This is a genomic window from Brucella pseudintermedia (assembly GCF_008932435.1).
Lineage (GTDB): Bacteria > Pseudomonadota > Alphaproteobacteria > Rhizobiales > Rhizobiaceae > Brucella > Brucella pseudintermedia.
In genome coordinates, this window is the sequence record NZ_WBWE01000013.1 from 92,864 (window position 1) to 111,831 (window position 18,968).

The following is an 18,968-nucleotide window of genomic DNA, read 5'->3' on the forward strand; positions in this document are numbered from 1 at the left end:
CTTGATGCGACCGGGCAGAATCCTCTCTTTCGAGAATCGGCGGGCGGGAATCGGCGGGATAGCATGCAACATGGCCTGGAGGCATTTTCGTGACTAAGCAGCAGGTGAAAACAGAGAAGCTGGGTATAAACACGCGGCTGGCTCACGACGGTTATCAGCCGCGTGATTATCATGGCTTCGTGAACCCACCCGTTGTCCGCGCCTCAACCGTGCTTTTTCCCGATGCGGAAACGATGGCGACCGGCAACCAGAAATATACCTACGGCACGCGCGGCACGCCGACCAGCGATGCGCTTTGCAAGGCAATCGACGCGCTGGAAGGTTCGGCGGGCACGGTCTGCGTCCCGTCGGGGCTTGCGGCCGTCACGGTTCCACTTCTCGCTTTCCTCTCCCCCGGCGATCACGCGCTGTTTGTCGATTCGATTTATAATCCGACCCGCCATTTTGCCGATACGATCCTCAAGCGCATGGGCGTGGATGTCGAATATTACGATCCGGAGATCGGTTCAGGCATCGCGAAGCTGATGCGGGCGAACACCAAGGTCGTATTCACGGAATCGCCTGCCTCGAACACGTTCGAGGTGCAGGATATTCCGGCCATCGTCGAAGAGGCGCACAAGGGCGGCGCCATCGTCATGATGGACAATACATGGGCCACGCCGCTCTACTTCAAGGCGCTGGATTTCGGGGTGGACATTTCCATCCATGCCTCGACCAAATATCCGTCCGGCCATTCCGATATTCTGTTCGGCACGGTATCGGCCAATGAAAAATGCTGGCCGCAGCTTCTGGAAACCCACGGCACGCTTGGCCTTTGCACTTCGGCCGACGACACCTACCAAATCCTGCGCGGCATGCGCACGATGGGCGTGCGGCTGGAACATCACCGCAAAAGCGCGCTGGAAATCGCGCGATGGCTGGAAGGCCACCCGGCGGTTGACCGTGTTCTGCATCCGGCGCTGGAAAGTCATCCCGGCCATGAAATCTGGAAGCGGGATTTTTCCGGCTCTTCCGGCATTTTCTCCATCGTGCTTGCCAAGGGCGGGCAGAAGGAAGCCCATGCCTTCCTCGACGCGCTGAAGATTTTCGGCCTTGGCTATTCCTGGGGCGGCTATGAAAGCCTCGCGGTTCACGTCCGCCTCAATGACCGGACGGTAGCCAAGGGCAACTATCCGGGACCGGTGATCCGCCTGCAGATCGGCCTGGAAGACGTGCCGGACCTCATTGCCGATCTCGAGAAAGGTTTCGCGGCAATCTAGGCCGGTTTTGCCGCAGTCACCCTGCGTGACCGCGCGCCAGCCGTCTTCCTTGCGGCCTTCAGTGGTTTCGGCTCTCCCTTGGAGAGTCCTTCCACAATGGCCTCTATCATGGTGCAGGCGACGAAATCCGCCTGCATCTCCTCCCGCAACGCCTCCCGGTCGACAGACCGTGCTTCGTTCGGCTCGTGCCAAAGCACCACGCCAATCCTCACTGCGGGTTGCAGGCGTCGCAGACGGCGCACCGCGAACCGGGCATGGCGCGCCGCTTGCCGGTCCAGAAAACAGATTATCAGCGTATCCCTGCCGGAAACATCGAGCGCCTTCAGCCTTGCAGGCGTGAGCGCATCGTAGGCGAGGGCTTCTGCCGAAGCGCCCTGCACGGCAAGCACCTGCGCCAGCATGACCGCAGCCGTGTCATCGAGCCCTCTTCGTCCGCCGAAGGTCAGAAGCGACCGGCCTTCGCCGGAGGGCAGTTCCAGACCGGCTGTGCTGTCATCGCCATCGGGACTTTCAATCGCGATCTCTTCGTCACCGCCCTCCTCCTCGCTGGCAATCTGCTCCAGATTGGCCACCAGCGTTTTCGTGCTTTCGGTGACGATCTGCAACTGCTGTTCGGTGAGCACGCCGCGAAGCCGGTCGCGTTCCGCCATCAGAAGTGCCGGAATCGCAACCGAACCATAAAACTCGACGAGATATTTCTGTTCCAGCATTTCCTCTGCATTGTCGGTGGCTTCGTCGGGATCACCTGCCAGAAGCCGCTGATAGAGACGTTCCTTCGGGTCAAGCACAGGCTCGTTGCCGAACAGGATTTCCAGAAACTCGAATTTCGGAACATGACGGCCGAGCACCACGAGGCAGACTGTCAAAGGTGTCGACAGGACAAGCCCGACCGGCCCCCAAAGCCACGTCCAGAAAATGGCCGATACAATGATCGCAAGCGGCGAAAGGCCGGTGCGCGAGCCATAAAGCCATGGCTCAACCACGTTATTGATAAGGAGCTCGATGACGATGAAGAGCCCGATCGTCCAGAGCAGCAGATTCCAGCCCGGCGCCACGGCAAAGGCAAGGAAAATCGGCAGGATGGCCGCAATGACCGGGCCTATATAGGGAACGAACCGCAGGACAATTGCCAGCATCCCCCACAGGGCCGCGTTGGGAATGCCCAGAATCCACAGGCCGAAGGCAAGAGGCACGCCATAGGTTATATTCACCACAAGCTGCGTCAGCAGATATTGCCCGACACGCTTTCCCGCATCCTGCAAGGCCTCGGTCGTGCGGTGAAGATCGCCGTAGCCCACTAGCCTTATGAAGCGGTCGCGCAGCTCCTCCCTTTCGAGCAGCATGAAAATCACCACGACAACGACGAGACCTGTCGTCGCCAGCGGCCCGATGAGCGGTTCAATGATGCTCCTCAATGTTTCAACCGGGTGGCGCGGCGCGAATATCTGGACAAGAAGCGGCTTTTCTTCCGGTTCATCGGAAGGCAAAGCCTTCGTTTTCTGCTCGGGTCTGTTTATTTCCGTGCCGATGCGCTCGGCGAAGCTGTTCAGCCTGTCGAAGAAACTGTTGTCAGACCCTGCTTCCTTGAGTGTCCTGATCTTCTCGATGATGTTGTACTGATAGAATGTAACATTCTGCGCGACTTCGGAAACCTGAAAGGCAACCACGGCACTGAATACGGCCACGATCAGGAAGCCGCCCGCCACGCTGGTAATCACCGCGAACAGGCGCGGAAGACCAGCCCTGCGCAGAAAGGCGACAATCGGCGCCAGCGCGAATGTCAGCAGCACCGCGATGGCCAGCGGCAGAAACACATCCTTTGCAAAATAGAGAATGGCGACAGCGACCGCCATTGCAGCCAGTGTGGGCAGACGCGGCGGCGCCGACGTGATCGGGCGAACGGCAGAATCCGGATTGTCGATATTCTCCATTGAACCCCTCTCTTGCCGCTTTATGGCTTTCGGCTTGTCAGCCGGGTAACTGAAAAAGGAGCGTTCGGTTCCATAGATCGAGGGAGCAAATAATAACTTTAATTAGCGGATACTAATGATAATATTTCGATAAAATTATTACCTCAATGGAAGTAAATATTAATATGAATTAAATACATAAATGATCCGGATTGGAGAATATGCAGGAAAATTATGGGGGACGTTATGTCATTAATGCCAGCAATGAGTTTATTCAGTCGCGATTTATGGAAAGTTCTGCTCGCTCTACTTTTGGTGGTAACTTCTTCATTCGCACACGCCCAGCAAACGCCTCGACCTGTTCAGGTCGGCGTGTATGTCAGCGAGCCTTTCGTCAATAAGGAGGGCGATTCTTACTCCGGCATGGCCATCGACATTTGGCACGATATCGCCACACGCATGAAGCTTGCTTCGCAATATGTGGAATATCCCAACTATGGGGAACTGGTGAAGGCCGTTTCCGAAGGCAAGGTCGAAGCCGCCGTCACCAATCTCACGATTACCGAGAGCCGGGCAGAAATCATCGATTTCACGCATCCGTGGTTCGATGCGGGCTTGCGCATCATGATCCACACTCAGGCGGGCAGCGGATGGGACGATCTTGTTAATCGCCTGGATGATGCCGGGCACTTGGCGACCTATGCCTGGATATTGTTCATTCTCATCGCCGCCACTGTGGTGCTGACGATATTCGACCGGCGTTTCGACGAAGGCTTTCCAAAGCGCTGGCGCGAGGGGCTGGCCGAGAGCTTCTACCACGTGGTTTCAATTGCGACCTCCGGCAAAACCTCGCGCAAGAACCTGTTCGGCTGGGTGGGGCGCATCTGGCAGACATTCTGGATGGTGTTCGGTATTGCGATTATCGCCTACCTGACTTCATCAATCACCAGCGTCATGACCGTTGCGCATATCGACAACAACATTTCCAGCCTGTCCGACCTGCAAGGGAAATCGGTCGGCGTGCGTGCGGGCAGTGTCGCGGAGCAGTTCCTCAAATCGCGCTCCATCGCGACCGTCCCTTTCGACCATTTGCCGGACGCGGTCGCGGCCCTCGTGAATGACGAAATTGCGGCAATCGTCGGCGATGGCCCTGTCCTGGACTATTATGCCCATCAGCATGCCGACCAGCCGATTGATCTCGTCGGCAATGTGTTCAGCCCGGACAAATATGGCTTCGGCTTCCCGCGCCAGAGCGAACTTGTCAAACCGGCGAGCGTGGCGATCATCAGCGCCCATGAGAATGAGGAAATCGCCAAGCTGAAAGCCAAATATTTCGGCCCCGAGAATTGATGACACGGACGCAAAAAGGCGACCATAGGCCGCCTTTTTTCATTCTCGCAGAGGATTTTTACCGTCCCGCGACGATGGACGAAATGATGCCGGTTGCGATGCCGATCAGCATGTAGTCGTTATTGACCTTCACCCAATGATAACCGCGCGGCGGCTTGCGCAGCTTGTAGCGCGAATAGTTGTTCACCACGTGGCCGCGATAGTTCGGCGGCAGTCGGTTGCCCTTCTTCCAGTTGTGCTGACGGCGGTTGTCGTATTTGCGCGCATCGTATTTCGGGCCGTTCTTGTGCATCTGGCCGTAGGACGGCTTGCCGTGTTGCGACGGATAAGACTGGGCCATCGCAGCAGGCGCAGCAAGAAATGAAAGGGCAGTGAGAGCAATAACGATCCGCTTCATGTCGGCTTCCTTTGTTGTATTCGATGGGGTGACAATGCGCCCGCTAATGTGAATGCCAAGTGAATGGGAGCATTAAATAAGTTTAATGATTTCACCGGTCTGGAACGAAATCGAGTTCCTGCGTTTCCCATTTGCCTGAAATGCGCTAGGTAGAAGCCATATTCGTGCGCACCCCGAAAAGAGGGAATTGTCAGAGGACTGGATCATGATGAACTGGGTTTTCATTCTGCAGGGCGTTATCGCGTTCGGACTGGCCGCACTGGCCATCGCAGTCATTCTGCGGCATCGCCGCCACTGACAGGCGATCCGCAGTATTTTCGCACGGCCCGCCAGTTCCGAAGCAACGGAACATGAAGTCGATCGTTTAAGCTTGGTCTGGTATTCCTGAGGAGGAGACAAGAATGCGGAAGGTAGCGCTTGGGTTGGTTGCCCTGCTCGCGATCACGGGCTGCACCACCACGGAAAAAGATCTTTCCATCGGCACCGGCGCAGGTGCCATCATCGGCGGCATTGCCGGCGGCGGACGCGGCGCATTGATTGGTGCCGGCGCGGGCGCGCTGGGAGGCTTGCTGGTGCGTGAACTGCGCAATGGCAATTGCCAGTATCGCGACCGCCACGGCCGCATTTATGTGGCTCGCTGCAGACGATAGTCCTGCACTTCAATACTTACAGAAAGCGCCGGTTTTCCGGCGCTTTTGCGTTTCGATATCCTCGATCTGCCTACCCTGATTGGAACCTTTGACCGCCGATGTCGTTCTATACGCAATCGAGACAGTTGAGGAGAATTCCGATGAAGCTTGTTCTCAAGGCCGCCCTTGTCGCACTTGGCGTTTTTGCGGCGGGCGCAGCGCAGGCGGCAAACGCCATATCCACCACCAATCTCAATATCCGCACCGGTCCCGGTACGCGCTATGCCACTTTGGGTTCCATTCCGAGCGGCGCGCCCGTAACGGTGCGCGGCTGCACGTCGGGTTACGGCTGGTGCCAGGTTAGCTACGGCCCGACCTTTGGCTGGGCTTCGTCGCGTTATCTGGCATTCCGGGAGGGAACCTCGGGCGGTTATTCCGGCGATTTCGGTCGAACGGCTGCGCTGATCGGCATTCCGCTTATCGCTGGCGTCGCCATAGGCTCGGCACTCAACGACCGTGACGACTATTGGTATCGCGACCGTCGCTATTATCGGAACAGACATTGGGATCGCCGCGACTGGCGCGACCGTCCCCGCTGGCATGGCAATCACGGTCCGCGTGTTTACCTGAGGCAGCGCGGACCTGACGGACCGCACGGGCAGTAAACAGCCAATTCAGGTAGAGACAGCAACGCCGCGAAAAGAGCCGCCTCGTGGCGTTTGCGCGCGGTGTGGCAATCGACATGAAAAGTAAGGTGGCGATCCCGACAGGATTCGAACCTGTGACCATCGGCTTAGAAGGCCGGTGCTCTATCCAGCTGAGCTACGGGACCTCGAAAAAAATCGAAGATATTTCAATGAATGCAAGGCTTTGAAGGCAAAGCCTTGCCGAATTATCGCTTTGTTTGGCCTGAAACAAGTGTCAGGCCGAACAGGCAATCAGTGGGTCCAGGGCATTGTCCGATCGAAACGGAAATTGTCCGAATAGGAAACCTTGCGGCGCTTCGGCTCGTTCGGCTCGAAAACGCGATATGCAATGCCGTTGCGCTTTGCATAATCGACGGCTTCTTCCTGAGTGGCGAAGAACAGACGAATCTGGCTCTTCATATCGCCGGAAGAAGTGTAGCCCATCAAAGGCTCGACCACGCGCGGGCTTTCCGGCTCATATTCCAGAAGCCACTGGTCTGTTTTGGCCTGACCGGACTGCATTGCAGTCTTAGCTGGACGGTAAATACGTGCAACCATTTGAAGAACCCTGAACCACTCTCTTGCCCCGCCGGGGAGCTGAAAATCCACCAAGGCAATAGTTTACACGGCAATGCATGTCAACGCGATAAAGACGCACGCCACAAACCGCGGCTAGCGTTCATATGTCGGTCATTTAATCTTGGGGAAGATGGTCGGAGCGGCAGGATTCGAACCTGCGACCCCCTGATCCCAAATCAGGTGCGCTACCAGACTGCGCTACGCTCCGTCGCTTTCAAGCGGGTGCGGCTTCACTAGATAATCAAACGGGATAAAGCAAGAGGCAAAATTATCAGATTGCGCTTTTTCCCCGCACCACGCGCATTTCATTGATGGACATCCGTCTTTTTCGACGATTTGCCCGGCGGAACCAAATCGCGCGGGTTGGCGTTCTCACTTCACGAGCAACCAGCTGGAGACTGAATGTGAACAGAAACGGGCTTTATCTGATTATTGGCGCGCTGATCGTCGTGGCCGCCGGCTTGGCGGTGTATGTCTATCGCGAAGAGACCAAACCCGCCGGGATCGAGATGAAAATCGGAGAAGACGGCGTTTCCATTCAGGAAAATTAGGATCGAAACGAAGTTATAAACATATAAACCGATTAAGATTTCAAGCGCTTACGCTTTGTGATGAAACGTTTTCGCCCTCGCCATGTTATTTGGGGCACCAGATAAAACGGAGGACCAAATGGGTATCCAGACTGTTTCCGATGAGCTTTATCGTCGTCATGAACGCGAATGGGCAGAGCTGCGCAACGCGGTTGAAGCAAGCGAAGCCAACCAACGGCAGCAGGAAAAGGCATCGGGCCAGACTTCCTGCGATCACAAGACGTCTGGCCACCAGTAAGTCTTACCAACCTGCCTCGAAACGCCGCGAAAGCGGCGTTTTTTGTTTGCGATGCATCGGCCGGGCCGCACCCGCCGAAAGCTGCGGTAACCAAATGCGAAGGAACAATTGGTAGCGTCTCCCCATTGCGATTCGAACAGGAGACAGACGATGGCTGCACGCAAACGCACCACCCGCTCGCCCAAGCGCTCCCCCAAGCGTTCAAGCAAGTCGTCGGGCCAGTCTTCCGGCTCGTCTGCCCCCCTGCTCGCGCTAGCCGCCATTCTGGGCCTCGGTGCTTTCAGCCTGTGGGCCACCACCCAGCACAAGAGCCCGCAAGCCGCGTTAACAGCGCTGTTCCAGCGCCCTGCCTCCAAGCCGGTTGCGCAGCCCGCCGCGAGAACGGAACCGAAGGCGACCGTCACCAGCAACACGCCTGAAAGCAAGGCACCGGCGAAGGATTATGGCGCTGCCGTCGGCCCTGTGCCGCGCCCGTCCGCGCCCGTTGCGGCCCCCGCGCCGCAAAAGCCTGTCCAGCAGGCTGCCATCCAGACCGCCACCCCGCCGCGCCCCGCAAGTCAGGTTGTTGCGCCTCCGCCCCCGCCGCCAGCGGCTGCGCTGCGCTCAATGCCGCCGCGCGGCATCAACACGCCGGCAAGCTCGCCATCGGTGATCTATGCCAAGGCGCGCCTCACCATTCACAAGAACGCCTGGGACAAGTCACCATCCATCGGCGTCGTGGAAAAAGGCCGCGAGATGCGTTCCTATGGGAAGACCGGGCGCTGGCATCGCGTGATCGTCCCGAAGACCAACATGATCGGCTGGGTGCACGAGGACCAGCTTATCGGCGGACGCAACAAGCCGGACAGCGCCAGCCTGATCACCGGCTCCGTTGCGAAGAAGCAGCAAACTGCAACCGCAGCCGCGCCCAAACAGGCTCCCCGACCAGCGCATTCGCGCATGGAGCCGCCCAAGGCTGTCGGCCAGAAGAACTAATCCGGACGACGTACCATTGCCTCCAGTTGCCGGTCGCCCGGCAGATAGTCGAACCCTGCTTCGATCAGCGATGAACTGTCCGCGACCAGATCGCCATAAAGCTGATCGTAAAGACCGCTTTTGCCCGCAGCCGTGAGCAGGAGCCGCATGAAGACCGGCGGAAGGGGCAAAAGCCGCGAAGGCTTTCCCAAGGCAGCCCGAAGCTTCGTCACGAGTTCCTTTGTGGAGCGCGGTTGCGGCTCGGCAAGATGGAACACGCGCCCGGCGACCTTGTCCGCAGGCGCAACGCTTAAAAACGTCAGCGCACGCGCGACGTTCTCAAGAGACACGAAACTGCGCCTGTTGTTTGCCAGGCCGAAAGGCAACGGCAATCCGCTATCGCAAAGCTTTATCAACGCTTTCAGGTTCGCCCGCGCTCCGGGACCGTAAACGAGAACCGGGCGTGCGATGACAATCTCGATCCCGCTTAATTCCCGCAGATCAGCTTCCGCCTTGGCCTTGGCGCGACCATAATCATCGCGAGGGTTCAGCCGCATGTCCGGCGTCAGCGGCGACGGGTTTCCGGCAATCGTATAGATCGTCGAGACAAAGACGAAGCGCCTGACACCGGCAGCTTTTGCCTTGACGGCAAGCTCCACCGCCAGCCGATGATTGACCGCGTCGAACGTTGCTGCATCCGGGCGTTCCGCGCCGGTGCGATGCGCGAGCGCTGCACAATGAACGATTGTTTCCACGCCTGAAAAGTCCGGATCTGACAGGTCATTGCGGGACAAAGGCAGCACTTCGTGCCCCTCCCCAGCCAGCATTTGCGTCAATGCGCTTCCGATAAAACCGCCTGCCCCGGTGACCGCTATCCTCATCCTCAGCGTTCCGGCTGTTCGCTGTCGGCCAGAACCTGTGCGGCAAGCGTGCGCGTGATGCGGCTTTTCTGCTCCAGCGCCGCGCGGTCGAGCTTGTCGACAATGCGGATTGCAGACAGAAGCGAACGCTCGATCCGGCTGACCAGATAGGCGACGACATGCGGCTCCACGCTCACTTGCCGGTCCGCGAAAAGCTTGTGAATGACGCCGGAAAGCAAGAGGTCGTCCGGTTCGGCAATTTCCACGACGGTTGCGGCCTTGAGGCGCGAGGCAAGATCGGGAAGCTTGACGTTCCAGTTCGCGGGCCACAGGCGGGACGTCATCAGCAGTGAAGGCCCAAGCCCCTGCGCCGCGTGCTGCCGGACGCTGTTGATGAGATGGAAAAGCCCGGTTTCGTCGAAAGGCGTACCGCCGATATCGTCGATCAGCACCGGATATTCGGCAGCGCCATTCACGGCTTCTTCGGTGATGTTGGATGGGTCGACCAGAAGCGCGCCCGTTCCGGCACGCCAGATTTCCGCAAGATGCGTCTTGCCCGAGCCAGTCGGCCCGGCAAGAATGGTGACCGGCGACAGCCAGTTCGGCCAGCGATCAATGAGATCGACGGCAGCGCGGTTGGAGCCCGTGACGATCAGGTCCTCCCGGTGATAACCGGGCTGATGCTCAAGGTTCAACGGAATCTGGCGCGGTGCCTCACGCATCGCAGCCTCCTGCACATCCTGTTGTAACGCCTGGCCGGTTACGACCCAATCTCATTTCTCTCTGCCCGCATTCTCGCCTGCCTCGATCAGCGGTCCGGCATCCGGGTCCGGCTGATGATAGGCAGGATCATACATCGGTGACTGGAGATAGCTATTCAATGCGAAGCGCACAAGCACCCCGACCGCAGCCGCGGCAGGCACCGCGACCAGCATTCCGGTGAAGCCGAACAGCGAACCAAAGGCGAAAAGCGCGAACATGAGCCAGACCGGATGCAGCCCCACGGACGAGCCGACGAGCTTCGGCTGGAGGATGTTGCCTTCCACGAACTGGCCAAGGAAAAACACGCCCGCAACGGCACAGATCATGATCCAGTCGGGCCAGAATTGGACCAGCGCCACGCCGATGGCGAGCGCCAGCCCGACAAAGGAGCCGATATAGGGAATAAAGCTGATGAGACCGGCGAAAAAGCCGATCAGCAGGCCGAAATTGAGCCCCGTCAGCGTAAGGCCAATGGCGTAATAGGTTCCGAGAATAAGGCAGAGCGTGCCCTGCCCGCGAATGAAACCGGCAACGGCGGCGTTCATCTCGCGTGCGATGCGGCGCACGGTGTGAAGCTGGCGGCGCGGCACCCATGAATCGATGCTTGAGACCATGCGGTCCCAGTCCAGAAGCATGTAGAACGCGACCACCGGCGTAACGACGAAAAGCCCCGCAATATCGATCAGCGATTTCCCCGAATTCCACAGGGACTGAAGCAAGGTCGAGAGGAAACCCGCGCCCTGCTGGAGCAGCGAGCTCAGATTCTGCTGAATGACGGAACTGTCAATGCCGATATATTTCTTCAGCCACTGCGAATCCTCATTTGCCAGCAGCGATTGCAGCTGGGTGATGTATTCGGGGATTTTGGAAATGAAATCCGCAAGCTGCGTTGCGAGGATCGGCACGACGATCATCAGGCCGAGGATCAGCGCCATCAGGAAGATGAGCAGGATGACGACGGTGGCTGCAAGCCGCGAAAGGCCGAGGCGCTCCAGCCGGTCTGCAACGGGATCAAGGAAATAGGCCAGCGCCATACCCGCAACAAAAGGCAACAGGACGGAACTGAACACGACCAGAAACAGGACGAAGACCGCAACTGCGCCCACCCAGAACATCGCCTGACGGCGCACCGAAGAGCCGGTCAGCGCACCGACTTCCACATTGACGTGAATGTCGCCATCGCGAACCTTTGCATCCGATTGACGGATCGTTCGGCTGGCGGTGGTGCGCGTGGGTGTCGGTTTCTTGACCATAGCCGTCTGTTTTCCAGGAAATGAGCTCGATAAGCCTGCCCTGATAGCAGGATGGCGTTACGGATATCTTAGTGCGAACGGCGACAAGTTAGAACGGCCTGCATGAATTGCAATGGCTGATCGAAAGACCGCTCGAGGCACAACCCTCTACCGCAAGAGGAATGATCCATCACGATTCCAGGCAGAATCCTGCGCAATTTCGCTCTTTTCCGGCTTTGTGGCCTTGCGGGCAGCGCCGTCTCATGGCATTGCGCGCACATTCTCTGTTTATCGCATTTTCTCAAGCAAAACCGTTATACGCTTTTGCCGAAAATGCATTAGACAACTGCGTGGATAAGCACCCCCTTTCAGGAGCAGGCCATGACCATGGAAAACAAGCCCGCCGGCCATAATGGCCTGACCTACGCGCAGGCTGGTGTCGACATCGATGCCGGTAACCTGATGGTCGAGAAGATCAAGCCCCTCGTGCGCTCCACGCGCCGCCCCGGTGCGGACGGAGAGATTGGCGGCTTTGGCGGCCTGTTCGACCTCAAGGCTGCTGGCTTCAAGGACCCGGTGCTCGTTGCCGCCAACGATGGCGTTGGCACCAAGCTGAAGATCGCCATCGACGCCGACAAGCACGACACGGTGGGCATCGATCTGGTTGCCATGTGCGTCAACGATCTGGTCGTGCAGGGTGCCGAACCGCTCTTTTTCCTCGACTATTTTGCCACCGGCAAGCTTTCGCCGGATCAGGGTGTCGATATCGTTGCGGGCATTGCCGAAGGATGCCGTCAGGCCGGTTGCGCGCTGATCGGCGGCGAAACCGCTGAAATGCCGGGCATGTACCGCGACGGCGATTATGATCTTGCCGGTTTCGCGGTTGGCGCGGCTGAGCGCGACCGCCTGCTGCCGCGCGGCGACATTGCCGAAGGTGACGTCATTCTGGGACTTGCCTCGTCCGGTGTTCATTCCAACGGATTTTCGCTGGTACGCCGCATCGTCGAGCTTTCCGGCCTCGGCTGGAAGTCCGATGCACCGTTCCAGCCGGGCGCGACGCTCGGTGAAGCGCTGCTCACCCCCACACGTATCTATGTGAAGCCGCTTCTCGCCACGATCCGCGCTTCGGATGGCATCAAGGCGCTGGCGCACATCACTGGCGGCGGTTTTCCGGACAATATTCCGCGCGTCCTGCCGGAAGGTCTTGCCGCCGAAATCGACCTTGCCTCCATTTCCGTTCCGCCGGTCTTCTCCTGGCTTGCCAAAACGGGCGGCGTCGAGCCTAACGAAATGCTGCGCACCTTCAATTGCGGCATCGGCATGATTGCCGTCGTGAAGCCTGAAAAGGCCGAGGAAGTCGTAGCCGCCCTTGCCGCCGAAGGCGAAAAGGTCGTCACGCTTGGCCGGATGGTCAAGCGCGAGAAGGATGGCGTCGTTTACAAGGGCCAGCTCGCGCTATGAGCCGCAAGCGGGTCGTCATCTTCATTTCGGGCGGCGGCTCCAATATGGAGGCGCTGATCCGCGCCGCTGAAACTGCGGATTTTCCAGCCGAAATAGTGGCTGTATTCTCCGACAAGGCGGAAGCTGGGGGCCTTGCCAAGGCGCAAGGCGCAGGCATTGCCACGCAGGTTTTCAAGCGCAAGGATTATGCCTCAAAGGATGCGCATGAAGATGCCATTCTGGAGGCGCTTGCCGCCTTGAAGCCGGATATCATCTGCCTTGCCGGATACATGCGCCTTCTGTCGGGCCGCTTCATTGCTCCCTATGAAGGCCGCATTCTCAATATTCACCCTTCCCTGCTGCCGCTGTTCCCCGGACTGCACACTCATCAGCGGGCCCTCGATGCGGGGATGAAGGTCGCTGGCTGCACCGTTCATCTGGTGACCGAAGGCATGGATGAAGGTCCAATCCTGGCGCAGGCGGCGGTGCCGGTGCGCGCCGGAGATACTGCGGAAACACTTGCAGCGCGTGTCCTCAAGGCCGAACACCAGCTCTATGCTACCGCCCTGCGCAAATTTGCCACCGGACAGGCTGGGATTCAGTCAGATGACCCGGCAGACTGCGTGATTGTTAGCGCCTGACCGCGGCAAATTCATCACACACGAAGTTTTTTGTTAATAAAACTTTAATCTCCCGCAAAAAGCTCTAATTCCCCCTCGTAACGGAACTTGCTTCGGCAAACCCCGTTAAGAGTCGTGATAAACGTCTCTTTCAATATGTTTTTAGAAGAGGACAAGGACATGTCTCTCCGTTTTTCGACTTCCTTCCTTTCCGCAATGGCCGTGGTTTCCGGCATTGCGGTTACGGCTCCAGCGATCGCAGCCGACTTCGTAGCTCCTCCCGCTTCGGGTCGCACCCAGCCGCGTTCGGAAGTCGGTATGCTGTCCTGCGACATCTCCCCGGCGATCGGCGTGATCATCGGCAGCCAGCAGGATGTGGATTGCGTATTCCGGCCTGCCCGCGGTCGCGGCCCGATTGAACATTACACCGGCACCATAACCAAGCTCGGCGTCGATGTCGGTTTCATCAATGGCGGCCGTGTCGCCTGGGCTGTATGGGCCCCAAGCGTTCGTCCGGAAGGCGCACTTCAGGGCCGTTACGTTGGCGCTTCCGCCAATGCAGCCATCGGCGTCGGCTTCGGCACCAATATCCTGACGGGCGGTTCGTGGAAGACGATTTCACTTCAGCCGATTTCGCTTCAGGGCCAGCGCGGCCTTAATGCTGCTGTTGGTGTTTCCAAGCTAAAGCTGCGTTACGCTGGCTGACGAGCCCAAAATCAACAACGCCCGGCGCATATATAGTTTATATATGCGCCGGGCGTTGTTGGATTAATATTTATGGATTTATTTTGCGTATCCAGATTTTGGTATCATGCACCGCCAGCCCGCCATAAGGGGCGGCAGGTTCGGCGCCAACCAGGATGTTGATCCCCTCACCGCGCTCGAATGCCGAGTTCGGGAAAATGCCCTCAGACACGACGACCCCGCGTTTTTGTCCGGCGCGCAGCACGGCATGAAGCACCAGCTCGCCGCGATGATTGCCGATTTCAATCCGCTCGCCATCCTCAATGCCAAGCTCTGCCGCATCGTCGGGATGGATGAGAAGTTCGGGCCGGATTTCCTTGGCAAGCGAGGTCGGCGTTTCAGCAAAGGTCGAGTTCAGGAAATTATGGGCCGGTGAGGTCGTCATGCGGAACGGATGCTCGGCATCCGCCGTTTCGATCACTTCCCAATGGTCCGGAAATTCCGGTATCGACTGATGAGGCCCCTGAAGCCCCATGACTTCCGGCGGCTTGTTGGGCGAAGGGCTTCCAGTCCAGTCGGGGCGGAAGCGGAACTTGCCGTCCGGCCACTTGAAACCATTGATGTAATGCGCTTCTTCGAAAGGCGGCTGCAGATCCACGAACCGCTTTTCCTTCAATTCGTCGAAATGCGGCAGATCGCTATTGGCATTCATATTGTCGATCAGCGTGCGCTCATCCAGATCGAAGCCGGGCAGATGCCCGACGCCAAGCCGTTTGGCCAGTTCGTTGATGACGAAGATGTTCGGGCGCGCATCGGCGAGAGGCTCGATCAGCTTCGGCCCCAGAACCACATGCTGCTGCCCGCCGCCGCGATAGATATCGTCATGCTCAAGAAAGGTCGTCGCAGGCAGGACGACATCGGCCATCTTCGCCGTATCGGTCATGAACTGCTCGTGCACGGCAACGAACAAATCCTCGCGCGCGAAGCCCTTGCGCACCAGCCGCTGCTCCGGCGTCACATTCATCGGATTGGTGTTCTGGATCAGCATCGCCATGACGGGCGGGCCATCATAAAGCGCCTGCCGGTCGCCGGTGAGAATGCGACCGATCTTCGACTGGTCGAGAAAGCGAATGCCGACATCCTGCATGGCGCGACCTTCGATCTCGCGCTTGTCCATCTTGAAGATGCCGGAATTGGAATGAAACGCCCCGCCGCCTTCATGGAGGAACGCGCCCGTGACGCAGGCGATCGAAGCAGCGGCATGCATGTTCACCGCGCCATTGCGCTGGCGGGTGAAACCATAGCCCAGCCGGAAATAAGTGCGCTTGGTCTTGCCAACGAGATGAGCGAAGGCCTCGATCTCTTCAACGGACAGGCCGGTGATCGCCGCTGCCCATTCCGGCGTGCGGGTCTGAAGATGCTTTTCAAGCCCCTTGGGATCGTCGGTATAGCGCTCCAGATAATCCCAGTCGGCCAGACCGTCGCGGAACAGCACATGCATGACCGCACAGGCAAATGCGCCATCGGTTCCGGGCTTGAGCACGATGCCCATATCTGCCTGCCGGACGGTCGCATTGGCGTAAACGTCGATGACGACGATTTTCGCGCCGCGTTCCTTGCGCGCGCGGACCGCGTGGGTCATCACATTGACCTGCGTGGCGGCAGCATTGGTGCCCCAGATGACCACCACATCGGCTTTGGCCATTTCACGCGGATCGGGACCGGTCAGGCTTCCGGTTCCGGCAAAATAGCCGGTCCATGCCATGTTGGTGCAGAAGCTGTCGAACTGATTGGAATAGCGCTTGGCAAAGCGCAGACGATTGATCGAGTCGCGCTGCACCAGCCCCATCGTGCCTGCATAGTAATATGGCCAGACGCTCTCGCTGCCATGATCCTGCTCGGCTTTCAGAAAGCGCTCGGCAACAAGATCAAGGGCTGCCTCCCATGAGGCCTGTTTCCACTGCCCCTCGCCTTTCGCGCCAGCGCGAACCAGCGGATGCTTCAGGCGGTCTGGATGATGCACACGCTCTGCATAGCGCGCGACCTTGGCGCAGATGACGCCAGCCGTGTAGCTGTTGTCCTTCGCGCCGCGCACGCGCCCGATGGTGCGCTCGTCGAGGATTTCCACGTCGAGTGCGCAGGTTGACGGGCAGTCATGCGGACAGGCCGAATGACCGATCTTGATATTGGAAATGGGGGCGTGCTGGTTCATGTTACCTTAATATATCAAGCCACTTCCCGCAGAAACGAAATTCTGCCGGAAGACTATCATTGTGACGAAATAAATTTTCACGACAGGCGCAGTGAAATCGCACCGAAGACAATGAGCCCCGCAGCTACAAAGCGCGACAGGCCGACTTTTTCTTTCAGCACCAGGAAGGAAATGAGCACGCCGAAGAGGATCGCCGTCTCCCGCAGTGCCGCGACGACGGCAATTGGAGCCATGGTCATCGCCCAGAGCGCCAGACCATACGACCCCAATGTGCCCACCCCGCCGATCATGGCCGGTCGCCAGTGATTGCGCAGGTAATGGATGAACCGGTCGGGCTCGCGATAGAATGCCCAACCGGCAAGCGGTATCGCGTTCATCAGGAACAGCCAAAGCGTATAGGATAATGGCTCTCCCGAAACGCGGACGCCAAGGCCATCGATGATCGTATAGCTGGCAATGAAACCGGCATTGGTAAGGGCCAGCAAGGCGGTGCGGCTGGAAGCACCGCGATTTCTGCGCCTAGCGTCAAGCGCCATCGCCAGAACGCCGGAACAGATCAGGACGATGCCAAGCCAGCTTTGCCAGCCCATGACCTCGCCCACCAGAGGCGCGCTCACCAGCGCCACCAGCAAGGGCGGCGTGCCGCGCATGATCGGATAGGCTTCGCTCATATCGCCGGATTTATAGGCCGCGGCCACCAGCGACATGTAGAAGGTCTGCGTCACCGTCGACAGAAGCATATAAACCCAGCTTGCCGGGTTCGGCAGCGGCAGAAAAGGCAGAATGAAAAGAGCGATCAGCCCGGCAGCGCCGGTAACACTGGCAGCGCCGAAAAACTTGTCTCCGCTTCCCTTGACGATTGCGTTCCAGCTCGCATGAAGGAACGCGCCAAAGAGGACGATCAGAAGGACGCCACCAGACATTTCGGGACTCGATTCAAAGGATAAGGAGCGGATGCTGAAACTTGTATGTCACATTTGTGACAGGAGAGATATTGCAGCAACGACGCAGCGCGGGGCGTTTTTGCCGTTTCCCGCCTCTTGCCGAAAACATGCCGACATGAAACAAGCGCAGCCATGAATTATCGTCACGCCTATCACGCCGGAAATTTTGCGGATGTCGTCAAGCACGTCATTCTCGCCCGTCTCGTTGAATATCTGAAGCGCAAGGATCAGGCCTTTCGCGTCATCGACACCCATGCCGGCATCGGGCTTTACGATCTGAAAGGCGTGGAAGCCGGCAAGACCGGCGAATGGACGGGTGGCATCGACCGCATCGTGGAAGCCGTCCAGAAAGGCCAGATCGAGCAGCCCGCGCTGGAATTGCTGGAGCCTTATCTTGCCGCCGTCAGCGCCGTCAACGAGGGCGAAACGCTCCGCCATTATCCGGGTTCGCCGCTTCTCGTGCGGCATTTGCTGCGCAAGCAGGACCGCTTGTCCGCGCTGGAACTGCACCCGCAGGATTCGGCCAGGCTGGCGAAACTCTTCGAGGGTGACTATCAGGTGCGCGTGACCGAGCTCGACGGCTGGCTTGCGCTTGGCGCCCACCTGCCGCCGAAGGAAAAACGCGGCATGGTGCTGGTCGATCCGCCTTTTGAAAAGGAAGGCGAATTCGACCGTCTGGTCGACGGTCTTGTCAAGGCGCACAAGCGTTTCAGCGGCGGGATCTACGCGCTTTGGTATCCGATAAAGGACCGCAGGGAGACGGAACGGTTCACCCGACGCCTGCGTGAAACCGGCATTCCCAAGATCATGCAGATCGAGCTTGCGATTCGCGCGCCTTCCGCCGAACCGCGTCTCGACGGCACTGGCATGATTGTCGTCAATCCGCCTTTTACACTCGAAAGTGAGATGCAAACCCTGCTTCCCTGCCTTACCAAGCTTCTGGCCGAGGAAAAGGGGAGCAATTTCAGCATCAAGTGGGTGCGTAGCGAGACGGATCGCACTTGACCCGCGTGAAACGGTGACAGAAACTGCAACCCGACGAGGCTTCGGCCATCACAGAATTCAGCGAGTTGGCTCGCAATTTCGGACAGGATAGAGATATGCAACGAACCCTGGATCGCATCGGACAGTTTTCACGCGCAGCCGCTTTCGCCGCAGCCGTCCTTCCCCTGACGCTGGCTTCCCTGCCCGCGAGCGCCGCAGATTATCTTGCTCCGGCTCCCGCAGGCGTTGCCGGTGCGGGCGCGTGCAGCCAGCAAAGCGTGCTCCGCTCGGTGGTTTCCGATTTCGGCTATCAGGTGCGCCACGTCCCGAACCTGCCGCAGGTCGGCATCACTGCCATGAGCGACGTTCAACTGACGCGCTATGAACCAAAGACCAATCCGGCCCAGATCGAGCGCACTTATTGCAAGGCAACCGCCGTTCTGAGCGATGGCCAGTATCGTTCGGTCTGGTATATGGTTGAGGAAGGTCAGGGCTTTGCATCCATGGGCCGCAACGTCGAGTTCTGCGTAGACGGTTTCGACCGCTGGTATGTGTATGACGCCCGGTGCCGCGTTCTTCGCTAGTGACTACTCAAAGTCGCCCTGCCGGCCTGCCGCTTTTTGATTCAGACACTGAAG

The 18,968-nt window shown here is 58.6% G+C and carries 20 protein-coding genes and 2 tRNA genes; 12 read left to right on the forward strand and 10 right to left on the reverse strand.

The features are described from left to right. The first annotated feature begins 89 nt into the window (after positions 1 to 89). Positions 90 to 1,259, forward strand: a complete 1,170-nt coding sequence (locus F9K78_RS17205; protein WP_121982722.1) for a cystathionine beta-lyase — start codon at positions 90 to 92, stop codon at positions 1,257 to 1,259. On the opposite strand, the gene F9K78_RS17210 is transcribed toward F9K78_RS17205, so the two are convergent. Then, positions 1,256 to 3,190 carry an AI-2E family transporter gene (locus F9K78_RS17210; protein WP_121986557.1) on the reverse strand — a complete coding sequence of 645 codons (1,935 nt, stop codon included), beginning with the start codon at positions 3,188 to 3,190 and terminating at the stop codon, positions 1,256 to 1,258. The genes F9K78_RS17205 and F9K78_RS17210 overlap by 4 nt on opposite strands. Before the next feature lie 402 nt (positions 3,191 to 3,592). Between F9K78_RS17210 and F9K78_RS17215 the strand changes: the two genes are divergently transcribed. Further along, on the forward strand, positions 3,593 to 4,519 hold the full coding sequence (locus F9K78_RS17215; RefSeq protein WP_328593525.1) for a transporter substrate-binding domain-containing protein: 927 nt from the start codon (positions 3,593 to 3,595) through the stop codon (positions 4,517 to 4,519). 58 nt (positions 4,520 to 4,577) lie between these two features. On the opposite strand, the gene F9K78_RS17220 is transcribed toward F9K78_RS17215, so the two are convergent. Further along, complete coding sequence (locus F9K78_RS17220; RefSeq protein ID WP_121982724.1) at positions 4,578 to 4,916, reverse strand: RcnB family protein; 339 nt, start codon at positions 4,914 to 4,916, stop codon at positions 4,578 to 4,580. A 401-nt stretch (positions 4,917 to 5,317) separates the two neighbouring features. On the opposite strand from F9K78_RS17220, the gene F9K78_RS17225 reads away from it, so the two are divergent. Next, positions 5,318 to 5,566 (forward strand): YMGG-like glycine zipper-containing protein, encoded by a 249-nt coding sequence (locus F9K78_RS17225; protein ID WP_021587819.1) that lies wholly within the window; start codon positions 5,318 to 5,320, stop codon positions 5,564 to 5,566. Positions 5,567 to 5,706: 140 nt separating this feature from the next. Beyond that, positions 5,707 to 6,210, forward strand: coding sequence for an SH3 domain-containing protein (locus F9K78_RS17230; RefSeq protein WP_121982725.1), 504 nt, complete (start codon positions 5,707 to 5,709; stop codon positions 6,208 to 6,210). A gap of 90 nt (positions 6,211 to 6,300) precedes the next feature. On the opposite strand, the gene F9K78_RS17235 is transcribed toward F9K78_RS17230, so the two are convergent. The 3 genes from F9K78_RS17235 to F9K78_RS17245 form a co-directional block, all read right to left on the reverse strand. Beyond that, positions 6,301 to 6,377: transfer RNA gene (locus F9K78_RS17235), tRNA-Arg, on the reverse strand. A 106-nt stretch (positions 6,378 to 6,483) separates the two neighbouring features. Continuing rightward, positions 6,484 to 6,789 (reverse strand): ETC complex I subunit, encoded by a 306-nt coding sequence (locus F9K78_RS17240; RefSeq protein ID WP_121982726.1) that lies wholly within the window; start codon positions 6,787 to 6,789, stop codon positions 6,484 to 6,486. A 152-nt stretch (positions 6,790 to 6,941) separates the two neighbouring features. Further along, positions 6,942 to 7,018: transfer RNA gene (locus F9K78_RS17245), tRNA-Pro, on the reverse strand. Positions 7,019 to 7,214: 196 nt separating this feature from the next. Between F9K78_RS17245 and F9K78_RS21940 the strand changes: the two genes are divergently transcribed. From F9K78_RS21940 to F9K78_RS17250, 3 genes are all read left to right on the forward strand, one after another. Beyond that, positions 7,215 to 7,361 (forward strand): hypothetical protein, encoded by a 147-nt coding sequence (locus F9K78_RS21940; RefSeq protein ID WP_104753803.1) that lies wholly within the window; start codon positions 7,215 to 7,217, stop codon positions 7,359 to 7,361. A gap of 118 nt (positions 7,362 to 7,479) precedes the next feature. Further along, on the forward strand, positions 7,480 to 7,638 hold the full coding sequence (locus F9K78_RS21945) for a hypothetical protein (protein WP_006472432.1): 159 nt from the start codon (positions 7,480 to 7,482) through the stop codon (positions 7,636 to 7,638). Positions 7,639 to 7,788: 150 nt separating this feature from the next. Then, a complete protein-coding gene (locus tag F9K78_RS17250; protein WP_121982727.1) occupies positions 7,789 to 8,613 on the forward strand; it encodes a hypothetical protein in 825 nt (274 codons plus the stop codon). Here the strand turns inward: F9K78_RS17250 and F9K78_RS17255 are convergent. Genes F9K78_RS17255 through F9K78_RS17265 form a run of 3 tightly spaced genes read right to left on the reverse strand, consistent with a single transcriptional unit; the run spans position 8,610 to position 11,467 of the window. Next, positions 8,610 to 9,473: an NAD-dependent epimerase/dehydratase family protein gene (locus tag F9K78_RS17255; RefSeq protein WP_121982728.1), complete on the reverse strand. Its 864-nt coding sequence runs from the start codon at positions 9,471 to 9,473 to the stop codon at positions 8,610 to 8,612. The two genes, F9K78_RS17250 and F9K78_RS17255, sit on opposite strands and share 4 nt — an antisense overlap. A gap of 2 nt (positions 9,474 to 9,475) precedes the next feature. Next, positions 9,476 to 10,174, reverse strand: a complete 699-nt coding sequence (gene hdaA / locus F9K78_RS17260; protein ID WP_121982729.1) for a DnaA regulatory inactivator HdaA — start codon at positions 10,172 to 10,174, stop codon at positions 9,476 to 9,478. Positions 10,175 to 10,225: 51 nt separating this feature from the next. Then, on the reverse strand, positions 10,226 to 11,467 hold the full coding sequence (locus F9K78_RS17265) for an AI-2E family transporter (protein WP_208851930.1): 1,242 nt from the start codon (positions 11,465 to 11,467) through the stop codon (positions 10,226 to 10,228). 360 nt (positions 11,468 to 11,827) lie between these two features. On the opposite strand from F9K78_RS17265, the gene purM reads away from it, so the two are divergent. The 3 genes from purM (at position 11,828) to F9K78_RS17280 (ending at position 14,211) form a co-directional block, all read left to right on the forward strand. Continuing rightward, positions 11,828 to 12,907: a phosphoribosylformylglycinamidine cyclo-ligase gene (gene purM / locus F9K78_RS17270; RefSeq protein WP_121982730.1), complete on the forward strand. Its 1,080-nt coding sequence runs from the start codon at positions 11,828 to 11,830 to the stop codon at positions 12,905 to 12,907. Beyond that, a complete protein-coding gene (gene purN / locus F9K78_RS17275) occupies positions 12,904 to 13,527 on the forward strand; it encodes a phosphoribosylglycinamide formyltransferase (RefSeq protein WP_121982731.1) in 624 nt (207 codons plus the stop codon). The genes purM and purN overlap by 4 nt, the downstream gene beginning before the upstream one ends. A gap of 159 nt (positions 13,528 to 13,686) precedes the next feature. Continuing rightward, the gene (locus tag F9K78_RS17280) at positions 13,687 to 14,211 is read left to right on the forward strand and encodes a DUF992 domain-containing protein (protein ID WP_121982732.1); all 525 of its coding nucleotides are present in this window, start codon (positions 13,687 to 13,689) and stop codon (positions 14,209 to 14,211) included. A 70-nt stretch (positions 14,212 to 14,281) separates the two neighbouring features. On the opposite strand, the gene F9K78_RS17285 is transcribed toward F9K78_RS17280, so the two are convergent. Both F9K78_RS17285 and F9K78_RS17290 read right to left on the reverse strand, forming a co-directional pair. Continuing rightward, positions 14,282 to 16,402, reverse strand: coding sequence for a molybdopterin oxidoreductase family protein (locus tag F9K78_RS17285; RefSeq protein WP_121982733.1), 2,121 nt, complete (start codon positions 16,400 to 16,402; stop codon positions 14,282 to 14,284). Positions 16,403 to 16,479: 77 nt separating this feature from the next. Beyond that, the gene (locus F9K78_RS17290; protein WP_121982734.1) at positions 16,480 to 17,325 is read right to left on the reverse strand and encodes a DMT family transporter; all 846 of its coding nucleotides are present in this window, start codon (positions 17,323 to 17,325) and stop codon (positions 16,480 to 16,482) included. A 153-nt stretch (positions 17,326 to 17,478) separates the two neighbouring features. Between F9K78_RS17290 and F9K78_RS17295 the strand changes: the two genes are divergently transcribed. Both F9K78_RS17295 and F9K78_RS17300 read left to right on the forward strand, forming a co-directional pair. Further along, positions 17,479 to 18,351 (forward strand): 23S rRNA (adenine(2030)-N(6))-methyltransferase RlmJ, encoded by an 873-nt coding sequence (locus F9K78_RS17295; protein WP_121982735.1) that lies wholly within the window; start codon positions 17,479 to 17,481, stop codon positions 18,349 to 18,351. 95 nt (positions 18,352 to 18,446) lie between these two features. Beyond that, a complete protein-coding gene (locus tag F9K78_RS17300) occupies positions 18,447 to 18,914 on the forward strand; it encodes a phage portal protein (RefSeq protein ID WP_121982736.1) in 468 nt (155 codons plus the stop codon). Positions 18,915 to 18,968: the final 54 nt, after the last annotated feature.